Source organism: Fusobacterium varium, assembly GCA_021531615.1.
Taxonomy (GTDB): Bacteria; Fusobacteriota; Fusobacteriia; order Fusobacteriales; family Fusobacteriaceae; genus Fusobacterium_A; species Fusobacterium_A varium_C.
The window spans coordinates 196,262-218,010 of the sequence record JADYUE010000001.1 but is presented as its reverse complement, the minus strand read 5'-3'; the positions used below and the strand labels follow the sequence as shown (position 1 = coordinate 218,010).

Annotated in this window: 20 protein-coding genes; 12 read left to right on the top strand and 8 right to left on the bottom strand. The window is 29.1% G+C overall.

The window, feature by feature from the left end:
* Nucleotides 1–35: 35 nt before the first annotated feature.
* Nucleotides 36–521 (bottom strand): hypothetical protein, encoded by a 486-nt coding sequence (locus I6E31_01150; protein ID MCF2638570.1) that lies wholly within the window; start codon nucleotides 519–521, stop codon nucleotides 36–38.
* A 235-nt stretch (nucleotides 522–756) separates the two neighbouring features.
* Here I6E31_01150 and I6E31_01145 point away from each other — a divergent pair, with 235 nt between their 5' ends.
* The 5 genes from I6E31_01145 to carB all read left to right on the top strand — a co-directional run bounded on the left by I6E31_01145 (nucleotide 757) and on the right by carB (nucleotide 8,059).
* Nucleotides 757–996, top strand: a complete 240-nt coding sequence (locus tag I6E31_01145) for a TIGR03905 family TSCPD domain-containing protein (GenBank protein MCF2638569.1) — start codon at nucleotides 757–759, stop codon at nucleotides 994–996.
* A gap of 74 nt (nucleotides 997–1,070) precedes the next feature.
* Entirely contained in the window at nucleotides 1,071–1,649 is a 579-nt protein-coding gene (locus I6E31_01140; protein ID MCF2638568.1) for an NUDIX hydrolase, read from the top strand.
* A 110-nt stretch (nucleotides 1,650–1,759) separates the two neighbouring features.
* The gene (locus tag I6E31_01135; protein MCF2638567.1) at nucleotides 1,760–3,277 is read left to right on the top strand and encodes an ABC transporter substrate-binding protein; all 1,518 of its coding nucleotides are present in this window, start codon (nucleotides 1,760–1,762) and stop codon (nucleotides 3,275–3,277) included.
* Between the two features lie 470 nt (nucleotides 3,278–3,747).
* The gene (carA, locus tag I6E31_01130) at nucleotides 3,748–4,797 is read left to right on the top strand and encodes a glutamine-hydrolyzing carbamoyl-phosphate synthase small subunit (GenBank protein ID MCF2638566.1); all 1,050 of its coding nucleotides are present in this window, start codon (nucleotides 3,748–3,750) and stop codon (nucleotides 4,795–4,797) included.
* Nucleotides 4,798–4,852: 55 nt separating this feature from the next.
* Nucleotides 4,853–8,059: a carbamoyl-phosphate synthase large subunit gene (gene carB, locus I6E31_01125; GenBank protein MCF2638565.1), complete on the top strand. Its 3,207-nt coding sequence runs from the start codon at nucleotides 4,853–4,855 to the stop codon at nucleotides 8,057–8,059.
* Between the two features lie 344 nt (nucleotides 8,060–8,403).
* On the opposite strand, the gene I6E31_01120 is transcribed toward carB, so the two are convergent.
* From I6E31_01120 to I6E31_01110, 3 genes are read right to left on the bottom strand one after another with little or no spacing between them, the layout of a single operon-like run.
* A complete protein-coding gene (locus I6E31_01120; protein ID MCF2638564.1) occupies nucleotides 8,404–9,789 on the bottom strand; it encodes an aminopeptidase P family protein in 1,386 nt (461 codons plus the stop codon).
* Between the two features lie 17 nt (nucleotides 9,790–9,806).
* Nucleotides 9,807–10,424: a hypothetical protein gene (locus tag I6E31_01115; GenBank protein MCF2638563.1), complete on the bottom strand. Its 618-nt coding sequence runs from the start codon at nucleotides 10,422–10,424 to the stop codon at nucleotides 9,807–9,809.
* On the bottom strand, nucleotides 10,421–11,068 hold the full coding sequence (locus I6E31_01110) for an epoxyqueuosine reductase QueH (protein ID MCF2638562.1): 648 nt from the start codon (nucleotides 11,066–11,068) through the stop codon (nucleotides 10,421–10,423). Before I6E31_01110 ends, I6E31_01115 begins: the two co-directional genes overlap by 4 nt.
* A gap of 157 nt (nucleotides 11,069–11,225) precedes the next feature.
* On the opposite strand from I6E31_01110, the gene mscL reads away from it, so the two are divergent.
* Nucleotides 11,226–11,618 carry a large-conductance mechanosensitive channel protein MscL gene (gene mscL / locus I6E31_01105; GenBank protein ID MCF2638561.1) on the top strand — a complete coding sequence of 131 codons (393 nt, stop codon included), beginning with the start codon at nucleotides 11,226–11,228 and terminating at the stop codon, nucleotides 11,616–11,618.
* 53 nt (nucleotides 11,619–11,671) lie between these two features.
* On the opposite strand, the gene I6E31_01100 is transcribed toward mscL, so the two are convergent.
* The 4 genes from I6E31_01100 to I6E31_01085 all read right to left on the bottom strand — a co-directional run bounded on the left by I6E31_01100 (nucleotide 11,672) and on the right by I6E31_01085 (nucleotide 16,255).
* Nucleotides 11,672–13,009 (bottom strand): MATE family efflux transporter, encoded by a 1,338-nt coding sequence (locus I6E31_01100; GenBank protein MCF2638560.1) that lies wholly within the window; start codon nucleotides 13,007–13,009, stop codon nucleotides 11,672–11,674.
* Nucleotides 13,003–14,802: a GTPase HflX gene (hflX, locus tag I6E31_01095; GenBank protein ID MCF2638559.1), complete on the bottom strand. Its 1,800-nt coding sequence runs from the start codon at nucleotides 14,800–14,802 to the stop codon at nucleotides 13,003–13,005. Before hflX ends, I6E31_01100 begins: the two co-directional genes overlap by 7 nt.
* A gap of 399 nt (nucleotides 14,803–15,201) precedes the next feature.
* Nucleotides 15,202–15,699, bottom strand: a complete 498-nt coding sequence (locus tag I6E31_01090) for an N-acetyltransferase (protein MCF2638558.1) — start codon at nucleotides 15,697–15,699, stop codon at nucleotides 15,202–15,204.
* Between the two features lie 106 nt (nucleotides 15,700–15,805).
* A complete protein-coding gene (locus tag I6E31_01085; protein ID MCF2638557.1) occupies nucleotides 15,806–16,255 on the bottom strand; it encodes a single-stranded DNA-binding protein in 450 nt (149 codons plus the stop codon).
* A gap of 188 nt (nucleotides 16,256–16,443) precedes the next feature.
* Between I6E31_01085 and I6E31_01080 the strand changes: the two genes are divergently transcribed.
* From I6E31_01080 to I6E31_01055, 6 genes are all read left to right on the top strand, one after another.
* Nucleotides 16,444–16,731: an HU family DNA-binding protein gene (locus I6E31_01080; protein ID MCF2638556.1), complete on the top strand. Its 288-nt coding sequence runs from the start codon at nucleotides 16,444–16,446 to the stop codon at nucleotides 16,729–16,731.
* Nucleotides 16,732–16,842: 111 nt separating this feature from the next.
* Nucleotides 16,843–17,769 (top strand): SPFH/Band 7/PHB domain protein, encoded by a 927-nt coding sequence (locus I6E31_01075; protein MCF2638555.1) that lies wholly within the window; start codon nucleotides 16,843–16,845, stop codon nucleotides 17,767–17,769.
* Nucleotides 17,770–18,286: 517 nt separating this feature from the next.
* Nucleotides 18,287–19,249, top strand: coding sequence for a MoxR family ATPase (locus I6E31_01070; protein MCF2638554.1), 963 nt, complete (start codon nucleotides 18,287–18,289; stop codon nucleotides 19,247–19,249).
* Nucleotides 19,250–19,267: 18 nt separating this feature from the next.
* Nucleotides 19,268–20,080: a DUF58 domain-containing protein gene (locus tag I6E31_01065; protein ID MCF2638553.1), complete on the top strand. Its 813-nt coding sequence runs from the start codon at nucleotides 19,268–19,270 to the stop codon at nucleotides 20,078–20,080.
* On the top strand, nucleotides 20,077–20,793 hold the full coding sequence (locus I6E31_01060) for a hypothetical protein (protein MCF2638552.1): 717 nt from the start codon (nucleotides 20,077–20,079) through the stop codon (nucleotides 20,791–20,793). Before I6E31_01065 ends, I6E31_01060 begins: the two co-directional genes overlap by 4 nt.
* The gene (locus tag I6E31_01055) at nucleotides 20,786–21,745 is read left to right on the top strand and encodes a VWA domain-containing protein (GenBank protein ID MCF2638551.1); all 960 of its coding nucleotides are present in this window, start codon (nucleotides 20,786–20,788) and stop codon (nucleotides 21,743–21,745) included. The genes I6E31_01060 and I6E31_01055 overlap by 8 nt, the downstream gene beginning before the upstream one ends.
* The last annotated feature ends 4 nt before the right edge of the window (nucleotides 21,746–21,749 follow it).

The following is a 21,749-nucleotide window of genomic DNA, read 5'->3' as shown; positions in this document are numbered from 1 at the left end:
TAATACTAATTTTTTAGTATAAAAGAATTAAAATTTTAATTAAAAAAATCTAATATTTTTTGTTTAACTTTATCAGTATCCACAAGATATTGTTTTACATCTTCAAGAGTTCCATTGTTATAAAATTCAGTAAGAATAAGTTTCTTATCATCAGTATATCTATTCCATTCACCTTGACGTTTACCATTCATAAATTGTCCAGTGTATGAAATTTCTCCATTTCTATGATATTGGAAGTAAGTTCCTTTAGCTACACCATTTTCAAAGTCTGCTTTTGATTCAACTTGTCCATTATCATAGTAAGTATATTGTTCTCCATTATATTTACCATCTTTAAAAGTTTCTTTTATCTTAACTTGTCCATTTCCATATTTTCCTGTAATTACTCCAGAGAAAGGTTTTTCTTCATTGACAATGTAAACTATACCTCCTCTTTCTTGCTTTTTAGATATATCTACTTCTCTTCCAGAGCAAGCTATAATTGAAAAAGCAGCTAATATAATTATAAATTTTTTTAACATAATTATCCTCCTTTTTGGATATAGAGTTTATAATATAATATTATATCAAAATATCATAAAAAGTTAAAGTAAGAACGAAAAATAAAAGATTGAAAACATCTTAAAAATATAAAAAAAGAGATAAAAAAGTTTATAATATTTATTATAAAATATTTACAAAATATGAAAAATTTTGTATAATAACTTTGAATGTTTTTAAGGTATTCACTATGATCTAATTTTATGAGGAGGAAAAATGCATTATTATTCAACAGAAAAAGTTTGTGCTAAACAAATTGGAGTTACTGTAGATTATGATGGTTACATCACTGAAATAGAGTTTGTTGGAGGATGTGATGGAAATACTCACGGACTTCAAAATCTTCTTCTTGGAATGAAAAAAGAGGATGCTATAGCAAAACTTGAAGGAATTGATTGTAGAGGTAGAGGAACTTCTTGTCCTGATCAACTTGCTAAAATTTTAAAAAGATTATAATTAAAAAATTGCTGTTGTAAATTAAGAGTTTGCAGCAGCTTTTTTATTGTAAATTTATTCTTATGGAGGAAAAGATGGAAAATTTAGAAAAGGAGTTAAGAGAGTACAAACCTTTTAATGAACAGGAGAAAAGGGATAAAGAACTTATTTTACAATGGTTACAAAGTGGGGATGAAATTTTTACAAGGGGAAATAAAATAGCTCATATTACTGTTTCAGCTTGGATTGTAAATGATAAGAGAGACAAGGTATTAATGGCATATCATAATATTTATAATTCTTGGGCATGGTTAGGTGGACATGCTGATGGAAATAAAAATTTAAAAGATGTTGTTTTAAAAGAAGTAGAAGAGGAAAGTGGAGTTAAAGAGGTTAAATTTTTATCAACAGATATTTTTTCCATAGAGATTTTAACAGTAAATGGACATGAGAAAAAGGGAGAATATATATCCTCACATCTTCATTTAAACTTTACTTTTTTATTAGAGGCAGATGAAAAACTTTCTTTACAAATTAAACCTGATGAAAACAGTGGAGTAGAGTGGATAAAAGTAGATGAGATTTCTAAAAAATCAAGTGAAAAATGGTTTGTAGAAAGGATATACTCTAAATTATGTAAAAAGGTTAAAGAAAATATTACAGAAGAAATATAAAAAATAATTTTAATAATTATTATATATTAAATATATTTTTTATTTTTTGATGATAGTAGTAGTATATTAGTGTTAATATACTATATTTTTATATATTTGGAGGAATGTTTATGAAGAAAATTGCTATTGCTTTAGCTACAGCATTTCTTTTATTAGGTTGTTCTTCAGAGAAAACAGAAGAGAAAGCAAATTTACCTAAAGAAAAAACTGTAGTAGTATCACAAGGGTCAAAGCCAAAGACACTAGATCCTAATATGTATAATGAGATTCCAGCTCTTTTTGTAACAGAGCAAATTTTTAACACACTATTTAAAATAGATGACAATGGAAATATAGTTCCTGAGTTAGCTGAGTCTTATGAGTATCTTTCACCTACTGAATTAGTAATTAAGATAAAGAAAGGGGTAAAATTCCATAATGGAGATACAATGACAATAAATGACGTTGTATTTAGTATCAATAGAATGTTGGAAAAACCAGCAAGTAAAATAATGATTGAAGTTATTGATAAAGTAGAAGTTATTGATGATTCAACTATTAAATTAGTCCTAAAAAATAGTTCAGCACCTCTATTATTTAGTTTAGCTCATCCGTTGACAGCTATATTAAATGAAAAAGATACAAAAGTTAAAAATGATATGATCTCTATAGAACCAATAGGAACAGGACCATATAAATTTGTTGATTGGGGAGATGGAGAGAAGATAGAACTTGTAGCTTTTGATGAGTATTTTGAAGGTAGACCAAAAATTGATAAACTTATTATAAGATCAATAACTGAAGCAAGTAGTAGGTTAGCAGCTCTTGAAACAGGGGAGATAGATATTGCTTTAGGTGTATCTCCAATAGATTCTGAAATAGTAAAGAAAAATGAGAAATTAGAGTTAATCTCTAAACCAACAACATCAACAGAGTATATAACTTTAAATACAAAAAAACCACCTTTTGATAATAAAGATTATAGAGTAGCTATTAACTATGCTTTAAATAAACAAGGAATGGCAGATTCTGTATTTATGGGAATGGCACAACCTGCAACTTCAATAGTAAACCCAAATGTTTTTGGTTTTTCTAAAGAGGCACAAGGATATGAGTATAACCCTGAAAAAGCTAAGGAGTTAATTGCTAAATCAGGAGTAAAAGATCCTAATTTTACTTTATATTGTAATGATAGTGCTATAAGATTACAACTTGCTCAAATTATTCAAGCTAACTTGAAAGAAATAGGAATAGATATGAAAATAGAAACTCTTGAGTGGGGAGCTTATATTCAAAAAACTGCCCAAGGAGAGCATACAGCATATATAGGTGGTTGGGTATCAGGAACATCTGATGCTGACATTGTACTATATCCATTATTACATAGTAGTTCTCATGGGGGAGCGGGAAATAGAGCATTCTATACAAATAAAGAGTTTGATAGAGAAGTTGAATTAGGAAGAGAAAGTGTTAATGCTGAAGAAAGAAAAGAACACTACAAAAAGGCTCAAATGATTTTACAAGAGGAATCACCTTTAATTGTTTTACTTTATAAAAATGAAAATATAGGAATTAATAAGAGAGTTAAAGGATTTAAATATGATCCAACAACAATGCATAATCTATATAATTTAGATGTTGTAGAGTAGATAAAAAGCAAAAGGCTGCTATAAATTGAAAGTTAATTTGATTTAAGCAGTCTTTTGAAAATATAATCTTATTTAATTTTTTTTGTAAATAGAGGAAAAAAATAAAAAAATTTAATCTAATAAAAGTTTAAATCTGATACATATTATATTAATAAAAGTAAATATTGTAAAAATAAAAATTAAATTGTCTTTAAAAAAGTTTTTTATTAAAAATAGCTTTAGTTATTTTACAGAATAAACTTCTTGACAAAGGTTTGAAAAAAAGATATAATTTTTTTTAGTAAAAATCAGGAGGGATATTATATGGCAGAGGTTATACTATCAAATAAAGAGTATAATAACACATTTAAGTTAAAACTATTTGCTATTCTTTTTGATTTTTCTTTTAGATTTGTTATTCATAATTTTAAATATTTTAAATTTTCTAAGATATAACTTTTTGTAGTTGTATCTTTTTTTTAGGAGGGGAAATGAAAGGTAAACTTATTCTTGAAAATGGCATGAGCTTTGATGGAAAAATCTTTGGACATTTAGGTGAAACTACTGGAGAAATAGTTTTTACTACTGGAATGGTAGGGTATCAAGAAACTCTTACTGATCCATCACTTTATGGAAAGATAGTAGTTATGACATATCCAATGGTAGGAAACTACGGAATCAACTTAGATGATATGGAATCAGATAAGATTCATTTAAAAGGATTTGTTATTAAAGAAGATGCAAAATTACCTAACAACTTTAGATGTGAAATGACATTAGACGGATTCTTAAGACAATATAATGTAGTAGGATTTAAAGGAGTAGATACAAGAGAGATAGCTAAAATAATAAGAGACAATGGATCTATGAAAGCTATTATTACAACTGATGATCTTACACACAAAGAGTTAAAAGAAAAGTTTGATAATTTCTCATATGAAAATGCAGTTGCTGAAGTAAGTAGAAAAGAGATAATTGAAGTTGGAGGAAATGGACTTAGAATAGGAGTTCTAGATCTAGGAGTTAAAAGAAGTACTATAGATTCTCTTTCTAAAATGGGATTTGCAGTTTCAGTATTCCCATACAATACAACATTTGAAGAAATGAAAAAACACAATATAGATGCATTATTCTTATCAAGTGGACCTGGAAATCCAGCAGATGTACCAGAAGTTGTAGCTACAGTGAAAGAAGTATTAGGAAAACTTCCAGTATTTGGAGTATCTTTAGGAGCTCAAGTATTAAATCTTGCTCTTGGAGGAACTATAGCTAAAATGAACAATGGACATAGAGGAGCTAACCACCCAGTTAAAGATATAGCAAGAAACAGAATATATGTAACATCTCAAAATCATGGATATACAATAGATGCTTTAGGAAATGCTGAAGCTACTCATGTAAACTTAAATGATAAAACTGTAGAAGGATTTAGAAATGTTGAACTTTCAGCTATGGGAGTACAATTCTTACCTGAAGCATATCCAGAAGATTCAAATAACTTATTTGCTGATTTTTTAAAGACTATAGAGAAAAAAGCGTAGTATTTTGTAAAGTTGAAGGTTAAAAGTTTTTAGATAATTAGGAGGAAAGAAAAAGATGTTAGATAAATCTATAAAGAAAACACTTGTAATAGGTTCAGGACCAATTATAATAGGACAAGCTGCTGAATTTGACTATTCAGGAACTCAAGCTTGTGAAACTCTAAAAAAAGAGGGAATTGAAGTTGTACTTATCAACTCAAACCCTGCTACAATTATGACAGATAAAGCAGTTGCTGATAGAATATATATTGAACCAATCACTATAGAATTTGTTGAAAAAGTAATAGCTAAAGAAAGACCAGACTCTATTATTGCAGGAATGGGAGGACAAACTGGACTTAACATGGTAGTTGAGCTTTCAGAAAAAGGTATCCTTGAAAAATATGGAGTAAGAGTAATTGGAACTTCTGTTGAATCTATTAAAAAGGGAGAAGACAGAGAAATATTCAGAGAGACAATGAATAAATTAGGAGAACCTATTATTCAAAGTAAAATAGTTGAAACTCTTGAAGAAGGATTCGAAGTTGCAAGAGAGATTGGATACCCAATCGTTGTAAGACCTGCATATACTCTTGGAGGAACTGGAGGGGGAATTGCTAACAACCCTAAAGAACTAGAAGATATATTAGTAAAAGGACTTGCTCTTTCAATGGTAGGACAAGTACTTCTTGAAAAATCAATCTATGGATGGAAAGAGATTGAATATGAAGTAATCAGAGATAAAAATGGAAATACAATAGTTGTATGTAATATGGAAAACGTTGACCCAGTTGGAATCCATACTGGAGACTCAATAGTTGTTGCACCAACTCAAACACTTTCAGCTAAAGAGTGTGCAATGCTTAGAGCATCAGCAGTTAAAATAGTAAATGAAGTTGGAGTTATTGGAGGATGTAACGTTCAATTTGCTCTTCATCCAAAATCATTCGAATATGCAATTATAGAAATTAACCCAAGAGTTTCAAGATCATCAGCTCTTGCATCAAAAGCAACTGGTTACCCAATAGCTAGAGTATCTACAAAACTTGCTATGGGATATACTCTTGATGAAATAGTAAACGAAGCTACTCAAACAACTTATGCTTGTTTCGACCCAACTATTGACTATATAGTTGTAAAAATTCCTAAGTGGCCATTTGATAAATTCAAAAAAGCAAATAGAACACTAGGAACAAAAATGATGGCAACTGGAGAAGTTATGGCTATCGGAAGTACATTTGAATCAGCTTTCTTAAAAGGAATCAGATCACTTGAAATTGGAAGATATAGTTTAGAACACCCAGTAGCTAAGAAAATGACTATGGAACAATTAAAAGCTGCTGTAGTTAAACCAGATGATGAAAGAATCTTCGTTGTTGCAGAAATGTTAAGAAGAGGATATATAAAAGAAAAACTTCAAAAATTAACTGGAATAGATAAATTCTTCATGGAAAAAATCGAATGGATAGTTAAACAAGAAGAGATTTTAAAAGGATTAAAATTCAAAGAATTAGATCCAGATTATTTAAGAAAATTAAAAAATAAAGGATTCTCAGATAAAGGAATAGCAGATCTTATGGGAATCAGTGAAGATGATATCTACACTAAGAGAAAAGCTTATCATATAACACCAGTTTATAAAATGGTTGATACTTGTGCTGGAGAGTTTAAAGCTACATCTTCATACTACTACTCAACTTATGATCAATATGATGATGCAACAGTATCAGATAGAAGAAAAATAGTTGTTATAGGTTCAGGACCAATCAGAATTGGACAAGGAATAGAATTTGACTACTGTACAGTACATGCAGTTAAAACACTTAAAAAACTTGGAATTGAAAGTATAATTATCAATAACAACCCAGAAACTGTATCAACAGACTTCTCAACTGCTGATAAACTATACTTTGAACCACTTGTAACAGAAGATATTATGAATATTCTTGAAAAAGAAAAACCAGAAGGAGTTATTCTTCAATTTGGAGGACAAACAGCTATTAAATTAGCAAATGACCTAAGCGATAGAGGAATAAAAGTAATTGGAACAAGTGCAGACAAAATTGACGAAGCAGAAGATAGAGAAAGATTTGAAGAGATGATGGAAGAACTTGATATTGCTAGACCAAAAGGAAGAGCAGTATGGGATGTAAACCACGGAATCTCAATAGCAAATGAAATTAAATATCCAGTACTTGTAAGACCTTCATATGTACTTGGAGGACAAGGAATGGAAATTTGTCATGATGAATACAACTTAGTTAAATACCTAGAAGCATCATTTGATAGAGACCCTTCAAATCCAGTATTAATAGATAAATATCTAAACGGTATTGAACTTGAAGTAGATGCTATCTGTGATGGAGAAGATGTATTAATTCCTGGAGTTATGGAACACTTAGAAAGAGCAGGAGTTCACTCAGGAGACTCAATCACTATCTATCCACAACAAAATCTATATGAAGGAACAGAGGAAGAACTTCTTGAAATCACTAAGAAAATAGCTAAAGCTCTTGAAGTTAAAGGTATGATGAACATTCAATTTATAGCTTATGAGCATAAATTATATGTAATTGAAGTTAACCCAAGATCTTCAAGAACAGTTCCATACATTTCAAAAGTTTCAGGAGTACCTGCTATTGAAATAGCTACAAGAGTGGCACTTGGAGAAAAATTAAAAGATATGCCTTATGGAACAGGAATCTATAAAAAACCAAATGTAGTTGCTGTAAAAGTACCAGTATTCTCTACTGAAAAACTTTCAAGTGTTGAAGTATCATTAGGACCTGAAATGAGATCTACAGGGGAAGTTCTTGGAGTTGGAAATAACGTAGATGAAGCTATCTATAAAGGACTTTTAGGAGCTAAGAGAGTTCACCTAATCAAAGACAGAAAGATACTTGTTACTATTAGAGATAAAGATAAAGAGGAATTCTTACCAATAGCTAAGAGCCTTGTTGAACATGGATCTATCCTTTATGCAACTAAAGGAACTCAAAAATTCCTAGCTGACAATGGTGTTGAAGCTAAAATAGTAAACAGAATGGGAGAAGCATCACCTAATATCTCTGATGTATTGAAAAATAGAGAAGTTGATCTACTAATCAATACACCTACAAAAGCAAATGACGCTCAAAGAGATGGATTCAAAATGAGAAGAACTGCTATTGAATATGGAGTTGAAGTTTTAACAGCTTTAGATACTATCAGTGCAATTTTAAGAATGCAAGATAGACATGTTGAAGAAGATAAACTTGAAGTATTCGATGTAAGTAAAATTTAATAGTTATTATTAAATAAAATAGTTTAAAATATAGAGACTGCTATAAGTTGATAATTTATCAATTTTAGCAGTCTTTTTGTATAAGAAACCTAACTAAGTTTATTTATCTAGCTTATCACTAGGTTTTGACAAAGTACCTTTGTATTTAGCGATTATTAGTCAAGTTAAGTTATCTTAAAAATTATAAGTTATGTAAACGTAAATTTAAGGATCACAGAAACTTCGTTTCTGCGTCTCAAAAGTAGTAGTCGTTTGTACTCCTCTACTTTTGGAAATTATAATTTATATAAAAAAATAACCCTGTAAAAAAACTTACAAGGTTATCTTAAAAGAAAATATAATTTTTATTTTTTCATTGCCTCTTCAATCTCATTAAAGTATTTAGGCATTTTCTCTCCTAATCTTCTAGCCCCATCTTTAGTGATAACAAAGTCTCCCTCATATCTCATTCCACCAAAGTCAGCATACTCTTCAATCTTATCATAGTTTAAAAACTCTTGGAATTTTTCTTCTGCTTTCCATCTTTTAGCTAGTTCAGGAATAAAGTAGATGCCTGGTTCAATAGTGAAAACATATCCCTCTTTTAACTCTCTGGCAAGTCTTAAAGATTTTAAACCAAATTGCATATCTCTTGGGAAGCTTTCATACCCAACTAAATCTTCACCTAAATTTTCCATATCATGTACATCAAGTCCCAACATATGTCCTAGTCCATGAGGAAAGAAAAGAGCATGAGCACCAGCTTTTACAGCCTTTTCAGCATCTCCCTTCATAAGTCCTCTTTTAATCATTCCTTCTGCTAAAACTTTAGATACAGCTAAGTGAACATCTTTATAGTTAACTCCTGGTTTTACCATAGACTCTGCCTTTTCAAACATCTCTATTAAAAGTGAGTAAATATCTTTTTGTCTTTCACTAAATTTTCCACTAACAGGGAAAGATGTTGTCATATCCCCACAATATCCCTCTCTATTTCTTGCTCCACAATCTAATACAATAATATTTCCATTTTCTACTGTATTATCATAACCATGATTATGTAAAATATGCCCATTTTTAGTAAAGATAGTATGGAAAGATAGATCACCATAGTATTTTTTTGCTACTGACTCAAGAACTGCTACAACTTCATACTCTTTCATTCCAGCTTTAACTGTTTTCATTGCAGTAAGTTGCATCTCTCTAGTGATATTTACAGCATTTTCGATTTGCTCAATCTCCTTTTGAGATTTTGTATTTCTTTGCTCAATTATAGCTTTTACAAAATCATAAGAGATATACTCATCATATTCAAAAGGGCTTATTCCTAAAGCTTTACATACTCTTAATTTATTATCTCCTCTATATTGAGGTAAAATATGGAATCTTGCTCTTCTCTCTTTACAACTTTTAATAAAGTTATCAAAATCTTTCATCTCAATAAAATTATTTACTCCAACTTCACTAGCAAAAGTTTTTAAAAGTTTTTGTTCTCCACTCCAAACAATATCATCTAGAGTAAAATCAGTTCCAAAAATATATTCTTTATCTCTATCAATATCTATTATTCCAATAAGATTTGGCACATCCATACCAAAATAATAACGAAAAGTTGAATCTTGTACAAAAGGATAACACTCATCTTTATAGCTTCTTGGTGCTTCCTCATTTCCATTTATAATAACAATACCCTTCATAAGTTTTTCTTTTAAAACTCTTCTTCTTTCAATGTAAACTTCTTTTTCAAACATTTTTTCTCCTTAAACTCTTATCCCTCTATTAAGTTAACACCATATCTTACACCAAGAGACCCCCTCTTGATGTTGATGTTCATACTCCTTTTACCAAGAAACTTATCATAAACCTCTTTTTCAACAAGAAATTTTACTTCTTCTCCATTTACATCTAAAAAAGCGTAGTAAAAATTAATGTAGTATTTGCTTCCAGGTTTCTTAAAATATTTTTTTTGATCAACTACCATTTTAATAATAGGATACTCCTTTTGTTCCCCTTTGCTCCCTATTCTATTTATAAAGAATTTTATTCTAACATAAATATATTTAGCAATAAAACTTCCTAACCAAAGTCCTATACATAAAGATATTGTCAATTTTAAAGCAATTACATTTTTAGTTGGTTCAACTCCAGCTTGTAAATAGTATTGGCAATAAAAAATAAACGCCGACAATAAAAGTCCAATAATAATAGATGCAAATCTCCCTATCTTATCTTCAAATAAAACTACTTTCCAAGTTGAAAAATATATCATTGCTGGAATTATCATTAAACCAAAATAATAGTAGTGTTTATTTACTCCCATTAATAAAAATAACAGTATAAAGCAGATAGATATTGTTTTTACAGTTTTTTCAGAAAAATTTCTCATTCTCTTCCTCCAGTCAGTTTTTCTTTCTCTTTTGCCTCTCTTTCCATTTTAGAAAATAAACAACCACAATAATCTTGCCTATATAGTTCATATTCCCTTGAGATTTCAGTACTTCTTAAGTATCTGTTTTTCTTTTTAAAATCTCCATTTAGAAATTTTATACCATATTTTTCAGAAAGTTCCTCTCCAATCTCATTTATCCATTGAGCATTTTTTAAAGGACTTATACTAAGAACAGTTGAAAAATAATCAAATCCTAACTCTTTAGCTTTTTGTGCAGTAGCTTCCATTCTAAGAGTATAGCATTTAAAACATCTCTCTCCTCCTTCTCTTCTATCTTCTAATCCCTTTACTTGCTTAAAAAAATCCTCTTTAGGATCGTAATTTCCTTCAATTACTCTGATTGAATACCCTCTTTTTTCATGATACTCTCTCTGTTCATTTAAACGTTTATAATACTCTTCTTCAAATGTAATGTTAGGATTATAAAAATAAACAGTAATATCAAAATAATTTTGTAAAAATTCAAGTATAGCAGAACTACATGGGGCACAACAAGAGTGTAGAAGTAGTTTAGGTTTTATTCCTGTTTTTTCTATCTCTTTTAATTGTTGTTCCATTAAAATTTCGTAATTAATCTTCATAAATTTACCCTCCATATTGATTATATCATAATACACTAAAAATAATAATATTTTTTAATAATTACACATATAATTTTATTATTTTTTTAATATTTAAAGGAATATGAAGAATTGTCTAGTAAAATATATTAAATAAAAAAACAAAGGGGGTATAAAGGTGAGTTTATTAAAAGAATTTAAAGCATTTGCTGTTCGTGGAAATGTATTGGACATGGCTATTGGGGTAATTATAGGGGGAGCTTTTAGTAAAATTGTAAATAGCTTAGTTAAAGATGTAATTATGCCACTTTTGGGAACAATTACAGGAAAGGTTAATATATCTGCTCTTGAAGTAAAAATCCCTGTAAGTAGTGCAACAGGAGAGCCAATATTAATTAAATATGGACTATTCTTACAAAATATCATTGATTTTTTAATAATAGTATTTTGTATATTTATATTTGTAAAACTTATAAATAATTTTAAAAAGAAAGAGGAGAAAGCTCCACCAAAACCTACTGCTCAAGAGGTTTTACTTACTGAAATTAGAGATTTATTAAAGAATAGATAAAAAAAATAGAGCTAGAGAGATCAAAATTGATTTTTCTAGCTCTTTTTGATAATTTATTGAGTTTCATAATTTTTCTTCCATTTATGGTGGAAAACTATAAGTATTATAATAGCTTCTATTATCCATTGAAGTGCTGTAATTCTCCAAAAATAAGTTACAGGAGCTTTTTGAATATAGATAAAATAGTAAACTAAAGGCAAACGAATTACCCAATTTGTAAATAATACTATTTTAAATGGTGTTTTACTATCTCCAGTTCCCTTTAAAGCTCCTCCTAAAACCATTGATATAGCTATAGGTATCTGTTCTATTGAGGCTATCATAAGACAAGCTGAACCTATTGTTATAACCTCTTTTTCACTATCCTTTATAAAAGCTGTAATTATTGGCTCTGGTGATACTAAAAAAATAATAGCAAAAATTCCCATTACTAAAGATGATAAAACCATAGAATATGTTACATAAGATTTAGCCTTTTTGTAATCTTTTTCTCCAATACTATAACCAACTAGAGAGGTACAAGCAATGGCAAATCCCCAACCAGGCATAAAAGAGATTGACTCTATATTGATAGTTATCTGATTTGCTGCAAAGGCAAGACTTCCTAATGTCATTATTAAAGTTACATTTATAAGTCTATTTATACTGAAAGCTCCCTCTTGTAAAGCTGAAGGAATAGATAACTTAATCAACTCTCTAAAATACTCTTTTTTAAACTCAGAAAATAAATTTACTTTAAATGGTATTTTTTTCAATTGTGTCATAGTAAATAAAAATCCTGCAAAGTTTCCAACTGCAGTGGCTATTGCACCTCCAGCAACTCCCATCTCTGGAGCACCAAATTTACCAAATATTAAAATATAGTCTAAGGAAACATTTACAACATTTACTATAAAAGCTGTATACAGTGGTGATTTTGTATTTTTACAACCTCTAAAAATTCCATTAAATACACTTGTTAAAACATTAAAAACAATAGCAATAGAACATATTCTCATATATTTTGTTGCTAAAGGAAGAACATACTCTGTTTCAGCTTTAGCTATTGTTAAAATTTCTTTAGGGAAGGTAAAAAATATTGTTCCTAAAAGAATAGCAATAATAACTCCAATTTTTAAAGCAATATCTGAAGTAATCCTAGCTTTTTCAAAATCTCTACTCCCTATTGATCTTGAAACTATTGAAGTAACAGAGATTGAAATTCCCATAGCAACTAGCATATTTGTAAAAGTATACATAATTTCAGAACTAAGTCCAACTGCTGAAACCCCTATCTGTCCAGTATGATTTCCTATCATAAGGGTATCCAATACCCAAATCATCATATATAAAACCATTTCTCCAACTGCAGGGAGAGCTAATTTTAAAATCTCTCTTATTATACTTAACATAGTGTCTCCTCAACCATAAATTTTCTACATCTATTATAAACTTCATCATTTACAATTGCCACTATTCTAACTCCTTCACCTTCATAATCTTCACTTTGGATAATTGCATTTCTATGAAGATAAGCTCCCATTGAAGTGTCTGTATATGGAATTAGATATGTACATTTTCTTGTTGTTTGTGGTAGTAATGAAACTGTCATATCTAAGAATTTATCAATATTATAGTTTTGTTTTGCACTTATTTCTATCATTTGATAATTACTAAATTTTTCTTTTACATTTGCAATCTGCTCAGGAGTAGCCATTTCACACTTATTAAGTGCTAAGAAAGTTGGTTTATCTAAAGCATTTAACTCATTTAAAACATTTTCTACTGCTTTAATTTGTTCTACAACAGTATCACTTGAAATATCTACTACATGAATTATTAGATCTGAAAAACTTACCTCTTCAAGAGTAGATTTAAAAGCCTCTACTAAATCATGTGGCAATTTTCTTACAAACCCTACTGTATCAGTAAGTGAAGCAACTCTTTTATCTGGAAGAGTAATAGCTCTTGTTGTTATATCCAATGTTGCAAATAGCATATTTTCAGCAAAAACATCCTCTTTCTTAGATGTGTTATCTGCTGTATACATACTTACAAGAAGATTTCTCAAAGTAGATTTTCCAACGTTTGTATATCCAACTAAAGATACTTTTGGTATACCTGATTCATCTCTCTTTTCCCTTTGAGTTATTCTTGTTTTTCTAATTTTTTCTAATTCCTGTTTCAAATCATGTATAGTTTCTCTTATTCTTCTTTTATCAATCTCTAATTTCTTTTCTCCAGGACCTTTAGTTCCTACTCCTCCTCCTGTTCTTGACATTGTAGTTCCAAATCCTAAAAGTCTGCTGCTTCTATATTTTAATTGTGCTAACTCAACTTGAATTTTAGCCTCTCTTGTTCTTGCTCTAGTTGCAAATATTTCAAGTATTAAAACAGTTCTATCTATTACTTTGCAACCTGTAACCTCTTCAAGATTTTTTACTTGTAATCCACTTAATTCTTCATCAAATATGATTAAGTTAGCTTTTTTAATCTGTTTAAATCTAGCAAGTTCTATAACTTTCCCTGTTCCTATAAAATAACATGGGTCTATCTTGCTTTTCTTTTGGAAGAATTTTCCTACTACCTTTACATTACATGCTCTTGCTAACTCTGCAAGTTCATCAAGGCTTTCATCATTATCAATTCCAACTAAGATAGCATATTCATCATCATTTTCAACTATATTTCTTTTCTTTAAAATAGATTCTATCTCCTCTATTCTATAAAGAAAATCATAGTCAATAAATTCTGGAATATTCATAATCTCTGTAACTTCATGAGATAACTCATCTCCATCTACATTACAAAATCCCATTACAACTCCAGTGATTTTTTCTTCAACTACCCCTATTGCAGCTATACAATCTAGTTTCAATTTTGTAAGAGCTGAGATATCAATGCTTGAAAGATTAGGGTTTCCATTTGGGTGAGTATGAATAACTCTTATTCCACTAAGTCTTTTTTCTTGTACATTAAGTAATGGCAATTGTACACTACTACTATCTCCAATAGATATTTCAACTATATTTCCTCTTCTATCTATTGCAACATTTATCTCTCTATTTATTCTACTACTTATAGAAGCTATTAAAGCTATTATTTCAGGCTCAATAACTCTATTTTTTGTCACTGTTATATCATAGATAGAATCAAGTTCTTTAAGAATAAAATCTTTGATTCCATCAACATTTCCTTTTATCATAGACCCTCCATTAAATTAAGATTTTTACTCTCCATTATATCACGAATTTACTACTTTTTTCAAAATATTTTCAATTTTATTAGTAATAATTAATTTAAAAATAACTTTTTTAAGTTAAATATTTTTTCTTTTATTCAAGATTTACTATATCTTTTTTAAAGTTATTATGATATTATAAAATATAAATTATTCTAAAAGGATTATACATACTTTTATCACTATAGCATCAGAATAATTATTTGTAGAAATAATTAACTAAAAAAGAGGAAAAAAATTTGAAAGAAACTGTAGATTTTATTATTAACACATTGTTAATAGAACTAATTATACAAGTGATAACTGGAGTAGTAGCAAGTGTTATATGTAAACATTTTGACAAAAAAATTAATATTGTTAAATTTAAAATATAACTTTACTTCTTCTCTCCATAAGAAATGTATTTTGCCACTCTCCATTTTTATCTTTTGCAACTTTCTCCCTATATCCAACCACTCTAAAACCACAACTTTCATGTAATTTCATACTAGGAATATTATTACCAAGCATTACAGATTGAAGTGTCCAAATATTATTTTGTTCAGATACTTCGATCTCTTTCTCTATTAATTTTCTTCCTATTCCCATTCTCTTATAATCTTGATGAATATAGACACTTATCTCACAAACTCCTGAATACTCTTCCCTTGCTGATGTAGGGCTAAGAACTATCCAACCAACTATTTTTCTATCATATATGGCAACTAATCTTCCTATTTTTAATTTTGAATTATTCCAATACTCAAACTCTGGAACTTTTCTCATGAAAGTAGATATTCCACTATCTATTCCCTGTTGATATATATTTTTTACTTCTTCCCAATCGCTATCTTTCATCTCTCTTATTATGATCTCTTTCATAATCATCACCTTAAAATAAAAATCTATATTCATATAATATCATAAAAACTTTGTAAATAACAAAAAACTCCATTTATAAAAATGGAGTCAATAAAAATTATTTTAATTAGAATGGGAACTCATCATCATCTTCATAAGGAACCTCTTCTTGTGGTTTTGCAACAGGTTTAGAAGAAGTATTTGAGTTAGAAGATGGAGCAGAGTAAGATGGTGTATAATCTTGAGGTTCATATCCTCCCATAGAATCAACAGCATTTTTAGATTCTAAGAATTCAATAGTATCAACTACTACATCATAACTTGTTCTTTTTTCTCCATTAACTTCATATTTTCCCATTTGAAGTCTTCCTGTAACTCCTGCTTTTCTTCCTTTTCTTAAATATTCTCCAATAAGTTCAGCAGTTTTTCCAAAAGCTACACAGTTAATAAAATCTGCTTCTCCTTTTTGCATTGGTCTATCTACAGCTAAAGTAAATCTTGAATAAGCTTTTCCACTTTGTCCAAATTTTAATTCTGGATCTCTTGTAAGTCTTCCAGTTAAAATAATTACGTTCATGAAACACCTCCAAAGTATATATCTATAACAATTTAATTATACCAAAAATTTTCTTAAAAAACAATTTTTATATTTATTTAAAAAAATAAAAAGGAAAAGTTAAAGTTTTTATGAATAGTTAAAATACAGTAGGTTTACCTACTATTAATTTTAATACATTTTAATAATTAGATAAAGGAGATTATATAATGACTGAAAAAGAATTTTTGATTTTATATCAAAAAAAGAGAGGGCTTAAAAATATTCACGAGGCAAAAGAAAAGATAAATCTATTTTGGGAAGCTCTCTTTGAAGCTTTAGAAACTAACGATTCAGTAAGTTTTAGAGGTTGGGGAATCTTTGAGAAAAAAATTGTTCCTGCAAGAAGAATAATGAATATAAATACAAAAAAAATTCAATACTCTACACCTAGAAAATCAATTAGATTTAGAACTGGAAGTGTTCTTTCAAATAAAATAAATATTGATGAAGAATAAAGTTATAACTCTCTTGAAAAATCAAGGGAGTTTTTATTTTAAAATTAGTATGCAATCATAAAAAATTGTGGTATTATCTATATAACAAAGGATGTACTGGGAGGTAATAAAATGAATGGAATAATAATTTTAGTGCTATTTATACTTATTGTTGCTTTAATGGCTACTCATGTAAGAATAGTTCCTCAATCAAGAGCTTATGTTATTGAAAGATTGGGAAAATATCTTGGAACTTGGAATGTGGGAATAAATATTCTTGTACCTTTTATAGATAGAGTTGTTAAGAGAGTATCTTTAAAAGAGCAAGTTATTGATTTTAAACCTCAACCTGTAATTACAAAAGATAATGTTACTATGCAGATAGACTCAGTTATATATTTCCAAATAACTGACCCTAAACTTTATACTTATGGAGTTGAAAACCCTATGAGTGCAATAGAGAACTTAACTGCAACTACTTTGAGAAATATAATTGGGGCTATGGAGCTTGATGCAACTCTTACTTCAAGGGATACTATCAATACAGAGATGAGAGTTATATTAGATGAAGCTACTGACCCTTGGGGAATGAAAATAAATAGAGTGGAACTGAAAAATATTATTCCACCTAGAGAGATTCAAGATGCAATGGAAAGACAGATGAAGGCTGAAAGAGAGAGAAGAGAGGCTATTTTAAGAGCTGAAGGGCAAAAGAAATCTGCTATTCTTGTTGCAGAAGGAGAAAAGGAATCAGCTATTTTAAAAGCAGAAGCTGAAAAACAATCTGCTATACTTAGAGCAGAGGGACAAAAAGAGGTTGCTATTAAAGAGGCTGAAGGTAGAGCTGAGGCAATTAGAGCAATTAAAGAAGCAGAGGCTGAGGGAATTAAGTTGTTGAAAGAAGCAGAAGCAAGTAAAGAAGTATTGATGTTAAAGAGTATGGAAACTTTAGGAAAAGTTGCTGATGGTAAGGCTACAAAAATTATTATACCATCTGAAATTCAAAACTTAACATCGTTTAGTACACTATTTGCTGAGATGAATGAAAAAACTAAATAAAACTATTGGGGCTGTTCAAACTATTAGTTTGTTCAGCTCCTTTTAAATTATTTTAAACTATAACTCAGTATTTTAATAATTAAAGTAAAAGAGATTATCCTTAACATCAAGTTGAAGTAATTTGGAAGTGAATATTAGAAGCCCTTAGCGAAATGTAGTTAAGAAAATGCAACGTGTTTGAGCGGAGCTTGCGGAGCGAGTTTTGCATTTTCAACGGAATGAGCCATAGGGATTCTTTATTCACTGACATGGAGACAACTTGATGTTAAAAAAGAAATATAGATAACTAAAATTGACTAATAATCGCTAAATACAAAGGTACTTTGTCAAAACCTAGCGATGTGCTAGATAACTGAGCTTAGTTAGGTAAATTATAGTTTTAAAAATTAATTTTAAAAATTTTTTTCAAACTCAACAATTTTATACTTTTATTCGTCTAATATATCATGGATAAAAAAGGAAGTAAAACATTTTTATTAAAAATTAATATATAGAGTTTTATTAAGGAGGACTTACTATGGAAAACTTAAAAGAAAAAATATCAGTAGAAAAAGAAACTATAGCTACTATAAAAAAGGAGATTGAAAAAAAGATAGTAGGACAAGAGGATATGATTAGAAAGATTCTAATTGGAATTTTTACAGGAAATCACATTCTTCTTGAGGGGTTGCCTGGACTTGCTAAATCTTTAACAGTTAATACAATAGCACAAACATTAGGTTTAAAATTCTCAAGAATACAATTTACACCAGACCTATTACCAAGTGATATTATAGGAACAGAGATCTACAATGAAAAAACAGGAGAGTTTTATACTAAAAAAGGACCTATCTTTGCTAATATTGTTTTAGCTGATGAGATAAACAGAGCTCCTGCTAAAGTTCAATCTGCACTTCTTGAGGCTATGCAAGAAAAACAGATAACTATTGCAAATGAAACTTTCAAATTAGATAGACCTTTTATTGTTTTAGCTACACAAAACCCTATTGAACAAGATGGTACTTATCCATTACCAGAAGCTCAACAAGATAGATTTCTTATGAAAGTAAAGATTGAATATCCTACTAAACAAGAGGAAAAAGCTATGCTTAACCTTTTAACTACTTCAACTGATTTTGATAGTATAAAGATAGAAGAGGTACTAAATAGAGAAAAAATAGAAACTATAAAAGAGATTATAAAAAATATCCATATAGATGAAAAACTTATGGATTATATACTTGAAATTGTATTTAAAACAAGAGAGATAAATAATTACATAGCTTGTGGAGCATCTCCAAGAGCATCTATCGCCCTTGTTGTATCAGCTAAAGCAAATGCCTTTTTAGAAGGTAGAGAGTATGTGATGCCACAAGATATTAAAAGGGTAATTTTTGATGTGTTGCGTCACAGAATAATGCTTACTTATGAAGCTGAAGCTGAGGGAAAAAATGTAGAGGATATTATTACTGGAATAATGGAGGAAGTAAAACTTCCATAATAAAAAGAGGTGGCAATTATGAGTAGAACAGAACTTTTAAAAAAGATAAAAAAAATAGAGATTGCCTCATCTATTCTAGCTAATGAACTTTTTACAGGGAACTATCGTTCATATTTTAAAGGAAATGGAATGGAGTTTTCAGATATTAGAAGATACTCTCCTGGAGATGATGTAAAAAAAATAGATTGGAAAGTATCAGCTAGGCAGAGAAAAACCTATGTAAAAGAGTTCACAGAGGAGAGAGAACTTTCAATTTATTTGATGATTGATATTTCTAACTCTAATAATTTCTTTGCTAAAAAAGATTTGATATCTCAATTAGCTGGAAGTCTAGCTTTTAGTGCTATTAAAAATGGTGATAAGGTTGGGGCTATATTTTTTACAGATAGAATAGAAAAGGTTATTCCTGCTAAAAAGGGAAGAAATCAATCTCTGATTATTCTTGACGATCTTTTAACTTATCAACCTACAGGAAAGAAAACTGATATCAAATCAGCATTGGAGTTTTTCAATAAAATTGTTAAAAGAAGAGCAATCCTCTTTTTAATCTCTGACTTTATAGATAAAGACTATGAAAAAACAATGGCTATAATTAAACAGAAACATGATCTGATACCTATTAGAATAGCTGATAAAAAATATGATACTCTTCCAGAGGGAGCAATTTTTAATATGGTAGATTCTGAAAGTGGAGAAAGCATAATTATTGAAAATTTTAAAAAGAATATAGATATTTCTCAAAATATATCTAAAACTATTTTAACTCTATATACTGATGATAACTATGTAACTGTACTTTCAAACTTTTTTAAAAGGAGGAGAAGAAGATGAAAAAGATAGTTTTAGCTTTTTTCCTTACCTTTTCTCTTCTAATATCTGCTAAAGATATAAATGTTGGAGACAGTATCAGCTTTAAGATTTCTGGTGTTCCAAAAGAGGAAATTATCAAAGAATTTGAAAAAGGTAACTTCTCAATAGAAAAGATAAAGAAGGACAAGAATGGCAATTTTTTAGTTACAGTAAAGGGATTTAATTTAGGTAAAAACAATATTATTCTTGGAAATAAAAATCTTGAGATAAATATAAAATCTATTTTAACTTCAGAGGACAAAGAGTTATATAAGGATCTATTAGATAAGAGTAATAAGAAACTTTATTCAGATAATTTTCCATATATTTTTATTGGTAGTATAGTAATTGGACTTTTATCTCTAATTATGTTTATAAAAACTTTTAAAAGAGGAGAGAAAAAAGAGATTATTGACTATGATAAAAGATTTAATACTCAAATGGAAATTTTATCAGAAAGATGGGCATTTGATATAAGTTATGCCCTTAGAGAGTATATAGATAGTAGATATAATTCTCACTTTTTAAATGGAAACTATGAGAAAAAAGGTGTTTTAACTGATGAGGATATAATATTTATACAATGGTTAGATAGTTGTAAATTTTCTGGAGATGTTCAAGAGGAGATTGAAGCAAGCAGGAAAAAAGCCTTTGATATTTATAAAAGAGTAAAAGAGGGTGAGATAGATGTTTAAGTTTGCATCACCATATTTTTTATTGTTAATACCTATTATAATCTATCTCTTTTTAAGAAAAAGAAGTAATTTAGGAATAACAGTTCCAGGGATAGAGCCTTTAAGAGCTTACAAGATAAAAAGTAAGAAGTATCTTTTAGGTAAATATCTAATTCTCTTATCTCTAATTTTAATGAGTGTGGCGTTAGCTAGACCACAGATGATTTATGAAAATAGAGTTGTTAAGAAAAATGGAATTGATATAGCTATTTCACTAGATCTTTCACAATCTATGTTACAAGATGATTTTTCTCCAAATCGTTTAGAGAAAGCGAAAGAAGTTTTAGGAGAGTTTATTGATAAAAGAGGAAATGATAGATTATCATTGATTGTTTTTGGTGGAGATGCCTATACAAAAGTTCCTCTTACATTTGATCATAATGTTGTAAAAGAGATGGTTTCTAAACTTACAGTAGATGATATTACAAGTAATAACAGAACAGCTATTGGTATGGGAATTGGAGTTGCATTAAATAGGCTAAAAAATTCAGAGGCTAAATCTAAAGTTATAATTTTATTAACAGATGGAGAAAATAACTCTGGAGAGATGAGTCCAAGTGCTGCTGCTGATATAGCTAAAGAGTTAGGAATAAAAATATATACTATTGGTATAGGAGCAAGGGAATTGCAAGTTCCTACACTATTTGGTTATAGAACTGTAAAAAATAATGAACTTGATGAAAATCTTCTGCAAAATATTGCTAAAACAACTGGTGGAGAGTATTTTAGAGCAGGAGATAGCAAGGAATTTAAAGAGATATTTAATAAGATAGATGAATTGGAAAAAACAAAGATAGATGGAAGAAGTTTTTATGATAAACAGGAGATGTTTGAGGGAATTTTAAAAATTGCTTTAATTTTTCTATTATTAGGAGTATTTTTCCAATATCTAATCTATATAATAATACCATAATTGT

What these genes read in the sequence shown, in the direction of transcription:
- I6E31_01150 (MCF2638570.1), bottom strand. Translation starts at nt 521, where the DNA reads ATGTTAAAAAAATTTATAATTATATTAGCTGCTTTTTCAATTATAGCT.
- I6E31_01145 (MCF2638569.1), top strand. Translation starts at nt 757, where the DNA reads ATGCATTATTATTCAACAGAAAAAGTTTGTGCTAAACAAATTGGAGTT.
- I6E31_01140 (MCF2638568.1), top strand. Translation starts at nt 1,071, where the DNA reads ATGGAAAATTTAGAAAAGGAGTTAAGAGAGTACAAACCTTTTAATGAA.
- I6E31_01135 (MCF2638567.1), top strand. Translation starts at nt 1,760, where the DNA reads ATGAAGAAAATTGCTATTGCTTTAGCTACAGCATTTCTTTTATTAGGT.
- carA (MCF2638566.1), top strand. Translation starts at nt 3,748, where the DNA reads ATGAAAGGTAAACTTATTCTTGAAAATGGCATGAGCTTTGATGGAAAA.
- carB (MCF2638565.1), top strand. Translation starts at nt 4,853, where the DNA reads ATGTTAGATAAATCTATAAAGAAAACACTTGTAATAGGTTCAGGACCA.
- I6E31_01120 (MCF2638564.1), bottom strand. Translation starts at nt 9,789, where the DNA reads ATGTTTGAAAAAGAAGTTTACATTGAAAGAAGAAGAGTTTTAAAAGAA.
- I6E31_01115 (MCF2638563.1), bottom strand. Translation starts at nt 10,424, where the DNA reads ATGAGAAATTTTTCTGAAAAAACTGTAAAAACAATATCTATCTGCTTT.
- I6E31_01110 (MCF2638562.1), bottom strand. Translation starts at nt 11,068, where the DNA reads ATGAAGATTAATTACGAAATTTTAATGGAACAACAATTAAAAGAGATA.
- I6E31_01100 (MCF2638560.1), bottom strand. Translation starts at nt 13,009, where the DNA reads ATGTTAAGTATAATAAGAGAGATTTTAAAATTAGCTCTCCCTGCAGTT.
- hflX (MCF2638559.1), bottom strand. Translation starts at nt 14,802, where the DNA reads ATGATAAAAGGAAATGTTGATGGAATCAAAGATTTTATTCTTAAAGAA.
- I6E31_01090 (MCF2638558.1), bottom strand. Translation starts at nt 15,699, where the DNA reads ATGAAAGAGATCATAATAAGAGAGATGAAAGATAGCGATTGGGAAGAA.
- I6E31_01085 (MCF2638557.1), bottom strand. Translation starts at nt 16,255, where the DNA reads ATGAACGTAATTATTTTAACTGGAAGACTTACAAGAGATCCAGAATTA.
- I6E31_01080 (MCF2638556.1), top strand. Translation starts at nt 16,444, where the DNA reads ATGACTGAAAAAGAATTTTTGATTTTATATCAAAAAAAGAGAGGGCTT.
- I6E31_01075 (MCF2638555.1), top strand. Translation starts at nt 16,843, where the DNA reads ATGAATGGAATAATAATTTTAGTGCTATTTATACTTATTGTTGCTTTA.
- I6E31_01070 (MCF2638554.1), top strand. Translation starts at nt 18,287, where the DNA reads ATGGAAAACTTAAAAGAAAAAATATCAGTAGAAAAAGAAACTATAGCT.
- I6E31_01065 (MCF2638553.1), top strand. Translation starts at nt 19,268, where the DNA reads ATGAGTAGAACAGAACTTTTAAAAAAGATAAAAAAAATAGAGATTGCC.
- I6E31_01060 (MCF2638552.1), top strand. Translation starts at nt 20,077, where the DNA reads ATGAAAAAGATAGTTTTAGCTTTTTTCCTTACCTTTTCTCTTCTAATA.
- I6E31_01055 (MCF2638551.1), top strand. Translation starts at nt 20,786, where the DNA reads ATGTTTAAGTTTGCATCACCATATTTTTTATTGTTAATACCTATTATA.